Here is a 14,753-nt window from a genome sequence, read left to right on the forward strand (position 1 = left end):
GAGACGCCGTACCACGGGTTCCCCGGGCGGCGTCCCCGACGCGACTTGTCCACAGCCGGAACGCGGCGGGCGAAGTTATCCACAGGCGGAGAGAACCCCGTTCAGGATCTTGCCGGAACGTGGCACGCTGGCACTCCCAGCCGACGCTCCCCAGAGGAAAGGCAGCCCTGTGAGGCCACGTCTGAAGCCCGCCCTGTGCCGGGTCGCGCGTGACGAACGCACCCTGCAGTTCGGCCTGCACCCCCGGCACGCGGTGCTGCTGGCCGATCTCGAACCCGAGGTCCGCCACTGGGTGGAGAGCCTGGACGGCGTGCGCGACGTCGCCGGGGTGCTGGCCGGGGCCGTCGAGGCGGGGATCGGGGAGGAGCACGGCCGGACCCTGCTCAACCTGCTGATCAGCCGTGGCGTGGTGGACGACGCCGCGGTGGGGCCCGGTCCGCTGCGCGGGCTCGCGATGGCCGAGCGGGACCGGCTCCAGCCGGATCTGGACGCCCTCTCCCTCACCCCCGGCACCACGGACGGTGGCCTCAGCGCGCTGGAGCGCAGGCGCGGCGCCCACGTCCGGGTCTATGGGGCAGGCCGAGTGGGCGCGCAGATCGTCGCGCTGCTCGCCGCCTCCGGCATCGGCCGGTTATGCGTCGTCGACTCCGGTACGGCCCGCAACCGAGACGTCGTCCCCGGCGGGCTGACCTGGGCACACGTGGGCATGAGCAGGCAGGATGGCGCGGTCGCGGTGGCCGGAGACCTGGCGCCCTCGGTCACCGCGTGGACCGGTGACCACGCGGCCCGCCCGGCGGACGGCGTCCGCCCACCCGACCTGGCGGTGCTCGCGCCCGTGGAGCCGCTGGACGGCCTGCTGGTCGCCGAGCTCCTCGACTGGAAGGTCCCGCACCTGCTGGTGACCGCCTACGAGGGCTTCGGGTCGGTCGGCCCGTTGGTGCTGCCCGGACGGAGCACCTGCCTGCAGTGCCTGGATCTGGTGCGGCGCGATCGCGACCCGGGCTGGCCGGTGGTCAGCGCGCGCCTGGGGGGCTTCCCCGCGGGGGAGGTCGCGTGTGACACGGTGACGTCAACCGTGGTGGCTGCGATGGCCGCCGGTCATGCGCTTGCTCTGATCGACGGGCGGGAGTCGGTTGTGACCAACGGCACATTAGATGTATTGCCTGATTGGAGCTGGAAGCGGCGATCCTGGAGTGTTCACCCTCAATGTCGTTGCTTCCGAAACAACATGGGTTCGCTGACAATGGTCACGTCGGCTACCTGCAGCTGATAGACACCACACCGAAGGGAGGGAGCGGCGTCTCGCTGTACGGAGAACACGCCGCAAACCAAGGTGAGTGACCTTCCGCGCCGCGCAGTTACGCGATCCGCCAAGCTGGCGGCCCTGCCGATCGGATTCGCCGGCCGCACCGCCCTCGGACTGGGAAAACGGATCGGCGGCAAATCCGCCGAGATCGTCGCACAGGAGATCCAGCAACGCACCGCCGAACAGATCTTCAAGGTTCTGGGAGAGCTCAAGGGCGGGGCGATGAAGCTCGGTCAGGCGCTGTCCATCTTCGAGGCCGCGCTGCCCACGGAGATCGCCGGGCCGTACCGCGCGACCCTCACCAGACTGCAGGACGCCGCGCCGCCGCTGCCGGCCAGGACCGTGCACAAGGTTCTCGTCGAGCAGTTGGGAGACAACTGGCGGGAGCACTTCCGGTCCTTCGAGGACAGGCCGACCGCCGCCGCCTCGATCGGGCAGGTGCACAAAGCCGTCTGGCATGACGGCCGGACGGTCGCGGTCAAGATCCAGTACCCGGGGGCCGGCAACGCGTTGCTCTCCGACTTCAACCAGCTCTCCCGGCTCGGCAAGCTTTTCGGGGTGCTGCTCCCCGGGCTCGACATCAAGGCCGTGCTGAGCGAGCTGCGGGAGCGGGTGGCCGAGGAGCTCGACTACCTGCGCGAGGCCGAGGCCCAGCACGCCTTCGCGTTGGAGTTCAAGAACGACCCCGACTTCCTGATCCCGGACGTCATCGCGGCCAACGAGCAGGTGCTCGTCTCCGAGTGGGTGGACGGCATCCCGCTGTCGCGGATCATCACCGACGGGACCAGGGAGGAGCGCGACCGGGCCGGGCTCCAGCTCGTCCGGTTCCTGTTCTGCTCGCCCGCACGGGTGGGCATGCTCCACGCGGATCCGCATCCGGGCAACTTCCGGATCGTCGAAGACGGACGGCTGTGCGTGCTCGACTTCGGCGCCGTCAACCGGATGCCCGAGGGCTACCCCCCGGTCTTCGGGAAACTGACCCGCATCTTCAACAACGGTGACATGGACGAGGTGGTCCAGGGGCTGCGCGACGAGGGTTTCATCCTCCCGCACATCGTGGTGGACACCGAGGCGCTGCGGGCCTTTCTCGCCCCCTACGTCGAGCCGACCTCGGTGGAGGAGTTCACCTTCAGCCGTGAGTGGTTGCAGCAGCAGGCGGCCCTGGTCGCCGACCTGCGTCCGGGCAACGTGGTGCGTCAGCTCAACCTGCCGGCGTCCTACGTCCTCATTCATCGCGTGCACGCGGCCGGGGTGGGCGTGCTCTGCCAGCTCGGCGCCACCGCCCGGTTCCGCGAAGAGGTGATCCGCTGGGTTCCCGGTTTCACCGAGGAGGACCCCGAGGAACAGGCGGTCGCCGCAGGCTGAGCCCCCGGAAACTCCCAGGCCGGACCCGGCCGTCTCCGGAGGCGAGACCTCCGGAAACGCCCCGCCTACCGGGCCATGGTGCCGGCTTACCGGGCCGCGGCGCCTGGCCGCAGTGCGGGCTTACCGGGTTGTGGTGCCGATCTACCCGTCTGCGCCGCCTACCGGTCTGTGGTGGCTACCGGTCTGCCGACCTGTGCCGCCGGCAGGCCGGTAGGTGGTGCCTACCGGCCTGCCGGGCGGACCGGCCTGGCGGATCCTCACAGTCAGAAGACCTGCGGTCCTCGTTGTCGGAAGAAGGGCCAAGCCTCAGGAGGCGCTCACCCGCGTTCCTCCTGTCAGACGAGCGTCCTCACTGTCAGACGAGGCGCAGAAGCGCGTGGCGGAGGCGTATCGACGCGCGTTCCGCGTCACGCCGGGCGCGCCGCAGGCGCAGGATGCCGGACGCACGACGCTGCTCCTCCGCCTCACGGTGGAGGGTCCGTATTCGGTCACGGACCAGTTCTTCGTGCATAGAGAGCATGTCCCGGCCGCGGTCACTGAAGTGGGTCATCGGAGGTGGTCCTTTCACGAACTTTCGAACACTTGGTTGATCGGTTTCTTGGCTGGTCAGGCGGCGACCGGAGTCTTGCGAGGACGTCCGCGCGGGCGCTTCCGCGGAACGACGACGCCCCGCAGGATGAGCTCGCCGCCCCAGACACCCCAGGGCTCCTCGCGCTCAAGAGCACGGGCCAGGCAGGCCGCCTGGATCGGGCAGCGTCCGCAGAGCGCCTTGGCGAACTCCACGTCCTCCGGAGACTCCGCGAACCAGAGGTCGGGGTCGGTACGACAGGGGATTGTGGCTTCGTCGATCAGGTCCATGACCGTCTGGGCCCCCATCTGCTTCACCTCTCAGTTAGGTACTGGATCTTCAATTACCTCTGGGTGGGGGACAGGAATGACGCGGACAAACAAGAAGGCCGCGGATCCTGGTGCGGATCCGCGGCCTGGAGGCTCTTTCTGCCGGTCAGACTATGACCGGAGGTTGCCTCCAGGGATACGGACCACGCGAACCACCATTTCCGGTGTGCTTGGTCGGTGCGCAATCGCCGGCTTCAGGTGCCGGGGCAGCCAGGACACCCGTCGCCGCGCGGGCGATCAGGGTGGACGTGCGGCTGACCTGAACCTGGCGCCGGACGGACTTCTCCTGCTGCAGTTGGACGGCCACGCCATCGAGGTAGACGAGGAGGGCCTGGCCGCCGACGGGCAGGATCGTGCCGGGACGCGCGGAAGTGAGCCCAAGCTGGGGCCACATCAGATGCTTCTTCACAGCGGACTCACCTCCATTCGTGGATCGTCGAACAGGACAGTCCGACTCGCTTGACCATGACCCTAAACCCCGCTCCCCGGGGCGGGCAACATATTTTCTACCAGCGGTTTTATCACTTATTCATGCGGATCATCGCTTCCTGCACCACCGACACCACCAGCTCGCCGGAACGGGTGAACATCTCCCCTCTCGCGAGCCCCCGCGCCGCCCCCGACCAGGGCGACTCCTGGGCGTACAGCACCCAGTCGTCCACCCGGAAGGGGCGGTGGAACCACATCGCGTGGTCCAGGGAGGCCCCGGAGACGTTGGAGGCGCCCCAGGCCAGGCCGTGGGCCAGGAGCACGGTGTCCACCAGGGTGAAGTCCGAGGTGTAGGCGGCGAGCACCACGTGCAGCAGCGGATCGTCGGGCAGCTCGGTGTCGTAGCGGAACCAGACGTTGGTCTTGGCGCCGCGCAGCGCCGGGTCGCGGTGGGCCTCCCAGGTGAGCGGGGTCACGTAGCGGGCGTCCACCGGACGCGGTTTGGAGAGCCACTCCCGCCACGGGGACTCCTCCCCCATCACCCCCATGACCTCCCGCATCCGGTCTTCGAACGGGGACAGGGTCTCCGGCTCCGCCACCGAGGGCATCACCGCGGCCTGGTGTTCCACCCCGGGCTCAAGGATGTGGAAGGAGGCCGACATGGTGAATATCGCCTTGCCGTGCTGGACGGCGACCACCCTGCGGGTGGTGAAGGAGCGGCCGTCGCGGACGCGTTCGACGTTGTAGACGATCGGGACCGCCGGGTCGCCGGGCCGGATGAAATAGGCGTGCAGAGAGTGGACGTGCCGTTCGGCCGGGACCGTACGACCCGCCGCGACCAGCGCCTGGGCCGCCACCTGCCCGCCGAACACGCGCTGGATACGCTCCTCGGGGCTACGGCCCCTGAAGACGTCGAGCTCGATCTGCTCCAGGTCGAGCAGGTCCAGTAACTCCTTGAGCGCTTCGTTCACGCGTCCTCCGTCTGGTCTGCGGCAGCACGGCAGAGGGCGAACACCGCCTCGCCATACCGCTCCAGTTTGACGCGCCCGATGCCGGTTATGGCCAGCAGGTCCTGCTCGCAGACCGGGGCGCGCTCGGCGATGGCCTGGAGGGTGACGTCGGTGAAGACCACGTAGGCCGGGATCTTGGCCTCCTTGGCGACCGCCGTACGCCAGGTCCGCAGGCTCTCCAGGAGCGCCTCGTCGTAGTCGGCCGGGCAGGTGACGCACCTGCCGAGCTTCTGCTCGGTGGCGACGGCGAGGGTCTTGCCGCAGACCCGGCAGCTCACCGGCGCGGCGACCGGGCGCCGCCCTCCGGCCCCGGAAGACCCGGATGATCCGGAAGACCTGGAGGACGGGGAAGACCCGGGGGGCGGGGAGGACGAGGTACGGCCAGGCGCGGCTGAACGGCCCGTGAGGCCGTCGAGGAAGCGGGAGGGTTTCCTGGACCGGCGACCGCCCGGCGAGCGGGCCAGCGCCCACGACAGCGCCAGGTGTGCCCGGGCACGGGTGACGCCGACGTAGAGAAGGCGGCGCTCCTCCTCGATCTGGTCGGGCGTCTCGGCGTAGACGATCGGCATCATGCCGTCCGTGACACCGACCAGGAAGACCGCGTCCCACTCCAGGCCCTTGGCCGCGTGCAGCGAGGCCAGCGTCACGCCCTCGACCGGCGGCGCGTGCTGCTCGCCGGCCCGGCGCTCCAGCTCGGCGACGAAGGCGGGCAGGTCGGCGCCGGCGGTGGCGAGGTCCTCGGCGAGGTCGGCCAGGGCCTTCAGCGACTCCCACTTCTCCCGGGCCTTTCCGCCGCCGGGCGGCTCGGGGGTGAGGCCGATGCCGGTGAGGATGTGGTGGACGGTCGGGGCCAGGTCGTCGTCCTGGGCGGCGGAACGGGCGGCGCCGCGCAGCAGCACGACCGCGTGGCGGACCTCGGGCCGCTCGAAGAAGCGGTCGGCGCCGCGCAGGAGGTAGGGGACACCGGCCTTGGTGAGCGCCTGCTCGTAGACCTCGGACTGGGCGTTGACCCGGAAGAGCACGGCGATCTCACGGGTCGGCACCCCTCCGTCGGCGAGCCCGCGCACCGCGCGGGCCACCCCCTCGGCCTCGACCTGCTCGTCGTCGTACTCGGTGAAGACGGGGTCGGGGCCGTCGGGACGCTGCGCGATCAGGGCGAGCTTGTGCGGGGTCCTCGCCCGGTCGAGCAGCCGGTTGGCCAGGGAGACGACCTGGGGGGTGGACCGGTAGTCGCGGACCAGCCTGATCACGGTGGCGTCGGGGTACTCGACCGGGAAACCGGTCAGGTAGCGGGGGGTCGCACCGGTGAAGGAGTAGATCGTCTGGTTGGGGTCGCCGACCACGCACAGGTCGTCGCGCCCGCCGAGCCAGGTGTCGAGCAGCAGTTTCTGCAGCGGGTTGACGTCCTGGTACTCGTCCACCACGAAGTGGCGGTACTGCTGCCGGATCTGGGCGGCCACCTCCTGGTGCTCGGTCATCACGGCGGCGGTGAGTTCCAGGATGGTCTCGAAGTCCACCAGGTGCCTGTCGCGGCGGAGCCTTTCGTAGGCGTCGTAGAGCCGGAAGATCTCCTCGGCGGGGACGGGCGGGGTCCGGCCGGCCTTCCTGGCGGCCTCGGCGTAGTCGTCGGGGCCGATCTGGGTGACCTTGGCCCACTCGATCTCGGAGGCGATGTCCCGTAGCTCGGAGCGGTCCGGGTTTCTCCGCAGGGCGCGGCAGGCGTCGATCAGCAACGGCAGCTTCGACTCGATCACCTTGGGCGGGTCGCCGCCGATGACGCGGGGCCAGAAGTAGGTGAGCTGGCGCAGCGCGGCGGCGTGGAAGGTGCGGGCCTGCACCCCCGGGGTGCCGAGCAGCCGCAGGCGCTGCCTGAGCTCTCCGGCCGCGCGGGTGGTGAACGTCACGGCCAGCACGCTCTGGGCCTCGACCACCCCGCTGCGCACCGCGTGGGCGATACGGTGAGTGATCGCCCGCGTCTTTCCGGTGCCGGCTCCGGCGAGCACGCAGACCGGCCCCCGAACGGCCTCGGCCACCGCCCGCTGCTCGGGATCCAGTCCCGCCAGGATGTCGTCGGACTCCACGGAGACTCCTTACACGCGGTTGAACAGGCTTGACGGAGGCATTCTCCCAGCCGGTGACCGGTCACCGCCCATTCTGGCAACCCACGGCCGCAAGCCCCCGCGATTTGCCAAGATGCGTAAAAAAGGCAGTTCCTCCACAATGGAGGCCAAACTGAGCCCGGGAGTAAGGAAGAGGCCTGTGCGAACTGCGGTAACCGTGAGTGCTCTCGCTCTGACGGCGTCGGTGGTCGGGCCCGCGGCCTTGCAGGTGTCCCCGGTCGCGCTCGCCTCCTCGGAGACCTCGCGGCCGGGCGGCATGTTCACCACGTCCAGGAAGGACGACCCCACCCCCACGCCGACCCCCAAGGTGAAGAAGAGCACCCCGGCCCCGCCCGACACCCCGCTGCTCCAGAGCACGGTCGTCGACACCGTCGCGTACGGCCCGCACATCCGCCAGCGGATGGACGTCTGGCACCAGGCGGACGGTCTCAGACGGCCCGGCGTCTTCCTGATCCACGGCGGCTGGTGGTCGGCCGGGGACAAGAAGTACATGGCCGATATCACCAAGAGCTACGCCGAGCAGGGCTACACGGTCTTCAACCTCAACTACCGTCTCTCCGGCGACGCCCCCTGGCCCGCCCAGCGGACCGACGTGCTCGACGCCATCACCACCGCGCGCAGGCACGCCGCCCTGTGGTCCTTCGATCCGGGCGACTACGCGGTCGTCGGCTTCTCCGCCGGGGGCCACCTGGCCGCCGCGGTCGGTACCTACGGGAACGGCCTGCCCGGCCTGCGCGGCGTGGTGGGCGTCTCCCCGGTGACCTCGCCGATGCTGGCGTACATCGACGGCGTCGACACCCTCGATCTGAACAGGCGCAGACTGCGCGAGGCGGCCATCCAGCTCGCCGGCGGCTGTGAGCCCGCCCGGTGCCCGAGGATCTGGGCCAGCATGGAGGTGTCGCGGCACGCGAGCCTCGGTGACGTGCCGATGCTGGCGGTGCACTCGGAGGACGAGTTCGTGCCGGCCGAGCACAGCCTCCTGCTCAAGGAGCGCCTGCGCCTGTTCGGGGTGGGCATGACGGTGGTGACCGAGCCCGGCGCCGATCACAGCACGCCGCTGTACCGCCTGCCGGAGGTGGAGGAGAGGGTACAGGACTGGATCGCCGGCAAGTTGCTCTGACCGGCGGGAAGACGAACGGCCCTCACCTTGTTGCCAATGAGCGCCGAACATCTCACGAGGGGACAGTCCACACATGGCGCTGACGGTTTACACCACTACCTGGTGCGGTCCTTGCAGGCGGCTGAAGTCCCAGCTCTCCCGGGAGGGAATCTCCTACCGGGAGATCAACATCGAGCAGAACCCCGATGCCGCACGGTTCGTCATGAGCGTCAACAACGGCAATCAGACCGTGCCGACCGTCCTGTTCGAGGACGGCACGGCGGTGACCAACCCCTCGGTGATCGAGGTCAAGGCCCGGCTGAAGGTCTGATCACCAGTCTCCGGTCAGGGGCTCCCCGTACCAGGTCTCGATCAGCCTTCGGGCGATCGAGACCTCGGACGGCAGGCTCACCTCGCCGCTCGCCAGCGCGGCCCGCAGTTCGGCGCGGCTGAACCAGCGGGCCTCGGCGATCTCCCCGGGGTCGAGGTCGAACTCCGTGGACACGGCCCTGGCGAAGAAGCCGAGCATCAGGCTGCGCGGGAACGGCCAGGGCTGGCTGCCCAGGTAGCGGGGGGCGGTGACGCGCACACCGACCTCCTCGGCCACCTCGCGGACGACGGCGTGCTCCAGTGACTCCCCCGGCTCGACGAACCCGGCGAGCACCGAGAGCCGTCCCTCCGGCCACTCCGGCCCCCGGGCGAGCAGGCACCGGTCGTCGTCGTCGTGGACGAGCATGATCACCGCTGGGTCGACCCGGGGGAAGTGCTGGCTGCCGTCCTCGGGGCAGACCCGCATGTGCCCGCCGGCCCGCACCTCGGTACGGGTTCCGCAGCGAGGGCAGAACTCGTGGGTGGCGTGCCACGCCTCCAGCGCGACCGCGTACACCAGCAGCCCGGCGTCCAGGTCTCCCAGCAGCGAGCCCACCTGGCGGAGCCCGGCGACGACGGCCTGTCCCTCCGGCAGCACCGTGAGGGGGAGCGGGGCGACGATCCGCCGGGGAGGCTCCACCCGCGTCCGCGCCATACCCGCCAGCGGGGCCGTCACGGCGAAGTAGGCGACCCCCTCGGCGTCCACACCGAGCAGGTAGCGCTCCCCCTCGGGGGCGTCGGCCACGGGCGTCAGGACCAGCCGGACCTCTCCCCCGCTCCGCCGGACCAGCGTCCGGCCACCGTCGACGACCAGGACCCGGGTGGTGCCGTCGGCCCACGCCCGCTCCCGCCACCCGGCATCGCCGCGGAGCAGCGCCGAACGGTCGATGGCGCTCCGCGCGAGCAGCAGCGATCCCAGCAGACCTTCTTGTGTGGTGCTTTCCACGCCGTCCCCGCTTCCCAGACCGATTCGACATCCTATGCCGCGAGACGGGGGTGGATTTCCGGAGTTCACGCATCTGCTCCAGAGCCGAGGCCCTTCTGCTTTCTCTCCTGTTTTCCGCCCTTATCCCTCGTGCCGGAACCTCCCCTCCGCCGGAACGGTGAACGCGGCCGGATGGCGGACGGGCAGCGGCTCCGCGTGGCCACCCGGGAGGCCCCGGCAGGTCGGAGAGGGCCGGAGCGGGCCGCGCGGCCCGGGGGGAATACGAGATTCCGCATCCCCGGGCGGGATTCCGTATCCACCGGGGAAGCGGACATATACGGTGAATACCCAATCACCTCAGCGAGATGATCTCCGTACGGCTAGGATGCACAAAGTTAGGTTAGGCTTACCTGATTATCGGGGGTCCCTGCATTGCGGCTGTACCTCACCGCGCTCAAGCCGACCGACTCGGTCACCCACGGGTTCCTTCCGGCGGCACGCGCACTGGGCTGCGACGTCACCGTCCTGACCGACCGGCCGGAGCACCACCTGGGCTCGGGGACCGAGGTGCTCCGCTGCGACGTCCGTGACGCCCGCGCGGTGATCGACGTCATCGCGCACCACCACGCGCCGGACGCCGTCTTCTCCAACTCCGACCACCTCCAGGTGGAGACCGCCCTCGCCGCCGCCTACTTCGACCTGCCGGGCAAGGACTGGCGGGCCTGCGCGGCCACCAAGAACAAGGCGCTCACCCGCCGGCGGCTGGCCGCGGCCGGCGTCGAGACCGTCCACTCCGTACGGCTGGCCCCGGGCGACCCCGTGCCACCGGACACCCCGTTCCCCGCCGTCGTCAAACCGCGCGAGGGCGTCGCCAGCGAGGACGTGGTGCTGGTGCGGGACGGCCGCGAGCTCGCCGAGGCCCTGCGGGCGATCCGGTCCCGGCGGCCGGGCGAGGCGCTGGTCGTGGAGGAGTATCTCGACGGCCCCCTGCACACGCTGGAGACCCTCGGCGACGCCGGCGAACCTCGGGTGCTGGGTGGCTTCAGGACCACGCTCGGGCCGCCGCCGTACTTCGTGGAGGAGCGGCTCGACTGGGAGCCGCCCCCCGCGCGCGAGCACGTGCTGCGGGCGCTGCGCGCGCTGGGGGTGGGGTTCGGGGCCTGCCACACCGAGTACGCCATGACACCCGCCGGGCCGAGGATCATCGAGGTCAACTACCGGGTGATCGGCGACCACTGCGACTTCCTCCTCGGCGACCTGCTCGGCGTCCCGCTGTTCGAGCGCGTCCTCGGCGTCCACCTGGGGGCGGGGGCCGGCGAGGTGAACCACGCCCGCGGACACGGGGCCGCGCTGAGCCTGGTGGCCGACCGGCCGGGAACCGTGGTGGCGGCCCCCAAGGCGGTCACGCCCACCCCTGGAGACCGGGTCAGGCTCTGGCACCGGCCGCTGCGCGCCGTGGGCGACCGGATCGACCTGAGCAACACCAACCGCGACTACCTGGGCATCGTCCGCGCGATCGGACCCGGCCGGGCGGACGTGGACGCGGCCGTGGCGGCCTTCGGCGCCGGAAACCCATGGGTGATCGCATGATCGGCGGCCCCTCGGCGAGCGGGCGGGAGCGGTACCTGGCCGCCCGGGTGCTGAACGCGCTGCTCCGTGAGAACTACGGCGGGCTGGCCGGGCGGGTCACCCGGTGCAAGAACGGCGTCGCGCTGGTCCTGGTCGGCGGACGCCGGGTCCGGCTCGTGCCGGGTTCGCTCTTCCAGGACTTCGTGGTGGCCCCGGAGGAGGCGCTCGGCCTGCCGGAGGTCCTGCACACGCTGCGGGAGATCGCCGCGCCGGCCGACACCCCGGGGGTGGAGGCGTTCACCCGGGAGTGCCGGGAGGCGCTGCGCGCCCTCGACCTGCACGGCGCCCACCGGGACGAGGTGCTGACCCGGCTCCGCGGCACGCGGCTGTGCGCCGTGCGGTACGAGACGCTGGCGGCCTTCGTGGACCACCCGGTCTACCCGACGGCACGGTGCCGGACCGGGCTGTCGGACCGCGAGCTGACCGCCTACGCGCCGGAGTTCGCGCCCGCCTTCGAGCTGCGGTGGGCGGCCGTGCCCCGGGAGCGGGCGGCCGGGGCCGCGGTGCCGTACGCGCCGGAGTTTCCGGTCGCCGGGCTGCCCGAGTCGCTGAGCGGGACCCACGTGCTGTTCCCGGTGCATCCGCTGACGGTCCGCGCGGTCGAGGAGATCCCGTGGGCGACCGTGGGCCCCGACCCCTACCTTGAGGTCAGGCCGACGCTGTCGACGCGCACGGTGGTGATCGACTGTGACACACACCTGAAGCTGCCGCTGGCCACCAGCACGCTCGGGCTGCGCAACCGGCGGTCGATCAAACCCGCCACGCTGGCCGACGGGGCACGGGCCGAGCTGCTGCTGCGCGAGATGCCCGACCCGGGGGTGCTCCTGGCCGACGAGCAGACCTACGGCCACGCGGGGCACGAGTATCTGGGCTGGCTCGTCCGACGCCTCCCGGAGGGCGAGATCGTCCCGGTGGCCGCGCTGCTCGCGCCCCTGCCGGGGGGCGGACTGGTCCTGGAGGAGCTCGCCGGACGGTGGTACGCCGGGGACGTGCCACGGATGCTGGGAGAGTATCTCCGGCTGCTGTTCGGCTTCCACGTGCGGCTCTTCGTCCACTACGGCACGGCCCTGGAGACCCATCAGCAGAACCTCTCGCTGGTGCTGGGACACGGCCCGGCCAGGCTGCTGGTCAAGGACAACGACGGACTGCTGACCTCGCCGGACCGGCTGCGGGCCGCGGGCGTCGCGGTGCCCGACTTCGTCGACGGGCGGATGCTGACCGACGACCCGCACGCGCTCGCCGACGTGTTCGTGACCATCACCCTGCACCTGGCCGCGGCGGCGGTGACGTTCGGCGTGCTGCCGCCGCCGCAGGCCGCCCGGCTGATCCGTGACACGCTCGCCGAGGCGCTGGCCGAGCACGGGGGCGACCCGATGGCCAGGCTGCTGCGGGCCAGGACCCTCGACGCCGCCCGGCTCGTCGGCAAGTCGATGATCACCGCCGGAACCCTGGCGGACAAGGCGCGCACCGGGGCCCGCGACGTGAACAAGTTCTACGGCACCAGCGGCCCCAACTACCTGCGCCAGCCTCCTCAGGCCATCCAGAACATGATCATGCGAAGGACGCCATGACCAGCCTCGCACTCGGCCCCTCTCCCGCCGCCGTCGCCGAGGAGGCGTCGCTGGCGGCCCTGCTGCGCTGCTGCGTCAGAGAGGTGGCCGGACCGCGCGGGCAGGTCTGGCACGCCGAGCCGTACGTGCTGCTGCGCGTGGCGGACACCCTGCTGCGGGTCCGCACGCACGGCGGGCTCGCGCTGCGGTTCGAGGGGCGGCCCGAGTGGCTGGAGCTCGGGTGCTGGCAGCCGCTCTCCGCCGACCGGCTCGTCGGGCTCGTGGAGATCGAGCTGGGCGGGGCCAACGAGGAGTTCGCCGCCCAGGTGGGCGCGAGCCGGGACGCCATGACCGCGCTGCTCGCGGCGCGGCGGGACGCCCGGCCACCGGCCGACCCGTGGCTGGCCTCCGAGCAGGAGCTGGTCCTCGGCCACCCCTTCCACCCCAGCCCCAAGGCCCGCGACGGCGGCGGATGGCTGCGCTATGCCCCCGAGGCGCACGCGAGCTTCCCGCTCCGGCTGCTGGGCGTCCGCCACGACGTGCTGGCCGAGGCGGGCGACACCGGCACGCTCGACGATCTCGGCCCGGTCCCGGACGGCTACTCGGCGCTGCCCGCGCACCCCTGGCAGCTCGACCTGCTCGCGGCGGAGCTGGCCGCGCCGCTGGCCGACGGGCGCCTGATCGACCTGGGCCGGGGCTCCCGCATGGCGGTCCCCACCTCGTCGGTCCGTACCGTCTACGAGCCTGCGATCGACCGGTGCCTGAAGTTCAGCCTGGACGTGCGGATCACCAACTGCGTCAGGAAGAACTCCTGGTACGAGCTGGCCGGCGCGGTCGAGCTGACCCGGCGCCTCCGGCCGGTGTTCGAGGAGCTGTCGGCCGGGTTCCCCGGCACCCGCTGGCTGCCCGAACCCGGCTACCGCTCCGCCGACCTGGGCACCCGGCTGCTGGAGGGGCTCGGTGTGATCATCCGCGCCAGCCCCTGGTCGGTCTGCAGACCGGGGGTGACCCCGCTGCTGAGCGGGGCGCTGGCCGTCTCCGCGGCGCCCCCGGCCGACCCGGTGCGCTGGTGGCGCGCCTATGTGGAGCGCGTGGCTCCGCCGGTGCTCGACGCCTACCTGAGCCACGGCGTGGTGCTGGAGCCCCACCTGCAGAACGTGCTGATCGGCGTGGACGCGGCGGGACAGCCGGTGGAGGCGATCTTCCGCGACCTGGAGGGCACCAAGCTCGTCGCGGGGCGCCACGACCTGTCCGGAGTGCCCGGCCGGGTCGCCGAGGCGCTGACCTACGACGCCGGCGGCGGCTGGGACCGGGTGGTCTACTGCCTGATGGTCAACCACCTCGCCGAGATAGCCGCCTGGATCGCCGGGGCGGGGCCGACGCGGGAGCTGTGGGCGGTGGCCGGGGAGGTGCTGGCCGGATACGCCGCCACCCGCGGCCGGCCGCGACCGCTGTCGGACCTGCTGGCCGGGGCACCGCTGCCGGCCAAGGCCAACCTCTCGGTCCGCTGGGCGCGCTCGGCCGACCGCTGCGCCGGATACGTACCGGTGGCCAACCCGCTGGCGGTGCTGTCATGATCCCGGCCGTCTCGGCGAGCGGCCTCCCGGCGGTGCCGCGGTGATCCCGGACGAGCCGGCCGCCTCCGTCTACGATCTCGCCGCGCTGGACGCGCACGCGGCAGCCGTACGGGGCGACCCTGGGTGAGGTCGAGTTCTACGACGTTACCCGGCTGCGCATGAAGAACCCCGGCGAGCCGCGTCGCCTGCCGGGGTTTTCGACCGGCGTTCGTACGGCGAGGGCCTGACTGGGCTGCGCCGCCCCGGCGAGGTGCTCCGGATCGAACCCCGCCGGACACTGACGGTCTACCGCGGGCCCCGGCGCGGGGGCAGGCAGGACGTGACGCCTGATGACAGGACGACGGCTCACGCCCCATAAAAACAGCTGAAAATCCCCTATTGCCACCCAATTCATGTGATCTTCGTTAACCAGCCGGAAGCATCGCCCTAGTGATCATCGGATACCCGAGGCTTACCGCCATCAGCGCGGCGCACAGG

General features: G+C 71.3%; 13 protein-coding genes. 7 read left to right on the forward strand and 6 right to left on the reverse strand.

What is annotated here, in order from left to right:
* Positions 1-169 precede the first annotated feature (169 nt).
* Together ACWEF2_RS18560 and ACWEF2_RS18565 are read left to right on the forward strand one after the other, a co-directional pair.
* Positions 170-1,270 carry a ThiF family adenylyltransferase gene (locus ACWEF2_RS18560; protein ID WP_453816692.1) on the forward strand — a complete coding sequence of 367 codons (1,101 nt, stop codon included), beginning with the start codon at positions 170-172 and terminating at the stop codon, positions 1,268-1,270.
* Between the two features lie 63 nt (positions 1,271-1,333).
* On the forward strand, positions 1,334-2,671 hold the full coding sequence (locus ACWEF2_RS18565) for an ABC1 kinase family protein (RefSeq protein ID WP_453816694.1): 1,338 nt from the start codon (positions 1,334-1,336) through the stop codon (positions 2,669-2,671).
* Between the two features lie 355 nt (positions 2,672-3,026).
* Here ACWEF2_RS18565 and ACWEF2_RS18570 read toward each other — a convergent pair whose 3' ends face one another.
* The 5 genes from ACWEF2_RS18570 to ACWEF2_RS18590 form a co-directional block, all read right to left on the reverse strand.
* A complete protein-coding gene (locus tag ACWEF2_RS18570) occupies positions 3,027-3,221 on the reverse strand; it encodes a hypothetical protein (protein WP_453816696.1) in 195 nt (64 codons plus the stop codon).
* Positions 3,222-3,277: 56 nt separating this feature from the next.
* The gene (locus ACWEF2_RS18575; RefSeq protein ID WP_355599752.1) at positions 3,278-3,547 is read right to left on the reverse strand and encodes a WhiB family transcriptional regulator; all 270 of its coding nucleotides are present in this window, start codon (positions 3,545-3,547) and stop codon (positions 3,278-3,280) included.
* Positions 3,548-3,674: 127 nt separating this feature from the next.
* Positions 3,675-3,977 carry a hypothetical protein gene (locus ACWEF2_RS18580; protein WP_453816698.1) on the reverse strand — a complete coding sequence of 101 codons (303 nt, stop codon included), beginning with the start codon at positions 3,975-3,977 and terminating at the stop codon, positions 3,675-3,677.
* Between the two features lie 112 nt (positions 3,978-4,089).
* On the reverse strand, positions 4,090-4,968 hold the full coding sequence (locus ACWEF2_RS18585; RefSeq protein WP_453816700.1) for an acyl-CoA thioesterase: 879 nt from the start codon (positions 4,966-4,968) through the stop codon (positions 4,090-4,092).
* The gene (locus tag ACWEF2_RS18590; protein WP_453816702.1) at positions 4,965-7,088 is read right to left on the reverse strand and encodes an ATP-dependent DNA helicase UvrD2; all 2,124 of its coding nucleotides are present in this window, start codon (positions 7,086-7,088) and stop codon (positions 4,965-4,967) included. Before ACWEF2_RS18590 ends, ACWEF2_RS18585 begins: the two co-directional genes overlap by 4 nt.
* A gap of 196 nt (positions 7,089-7,284) precedes the next feature.
* Here ACWEF2_RS18590 and ACWEF2_RS18595 point away from each other — a divergent pair, with 196 nt between their 5' ends.
* Positions 7,285-8,247, forward strand: coding sequence for an alpha/beta hydrolase (locus ACWEF2_RS18595; RefSeq protein ID WP_453816704.1), 963 nt, complete (start codon positions 7,285-7,287; stop codon positions 8,245-8,247).
* Positions 8,248-8,320: 73 nt separating this feature from the next.
* Positions 8,321-8,557, forward strand: a complete 237-nt coding sequence (locus ACWEF2_RS18600; protein WP_355599747.1) for a mycoredoxin — start codon at positions 8,321-8,323, stop codon at positions 8,555-8,557.
* Here the strand turns inward: ACWEF2_RS18600 and nudC are convergent, their stop codons facing one another.
* Positions 8,558-9,541, reverse strand: coding sequence for an NAD(+) diphosphatase (gene nudC / locus ACWEF2_RS18605; RefSeq protein WP_453816706.1), 984 nt, complete (start codon positions 9,539-9,541; stop codon positions 8,558-8,560).
* A 411-nt stretch (positions 9,542-9,952) separates the two neighbouring features.
* Between nudC and ACWEF2_RS18610 the strand changes: the two genes are divergently transcribed.
* The 3 genes from ACWEF2_RS18610 to ACWEF2_RS18620 are packed head-to-tail and all read left to right on the forward strand — an operon-like array spanning position 9,953 to position 14,276.
* Positions 9,953-11,110, forward strand: coding sequence for an ATP-grasp domain-containing protein (locus ACWEF2_RS18610; protein WP_453816708.1), 1,158 nt, complete (start codon positions 9,953-9,955; stop codon positions 11,108-11,110).
* Positions 11,095-12,720 carry an IucA/IucC family protein gene (locus tag ACWEF2_RS18615; RefSeq protein WP_453816710.1) on the forward strand — a complete coding sequence of 542 codons (1,626 nt, stop codon included), beginning with the start codon at positions 11,095-11,097 and terminating at the stop codon, positions 12,718-12,720. The genes ACWEF2_RS18610 and ACWEF2_RS18615 overlap by 16 nt, the downstream gene beginning before the upstream one ends.
* Entirely contained in the window at positions 12,717-14,276 is a 1,560-nt protein-coding gene (locus ACWEF2_RS18620; protein WP_453816712.1) for an IucA/IucC family protein, read from the forward strand. The genes ACWEF2_RS18615 and ACWEF2_RS18620 overlap by 4 nt, the downstream gene beginning before the upstream one ends.
* The last annotated feature ends 477 nt before the right edge of the window (positions 14,277-14,753 follow it).

The sequence above is a fragment of the Streptosporangium sp. NPDC004631 genome (assembly GCF_053601935.1).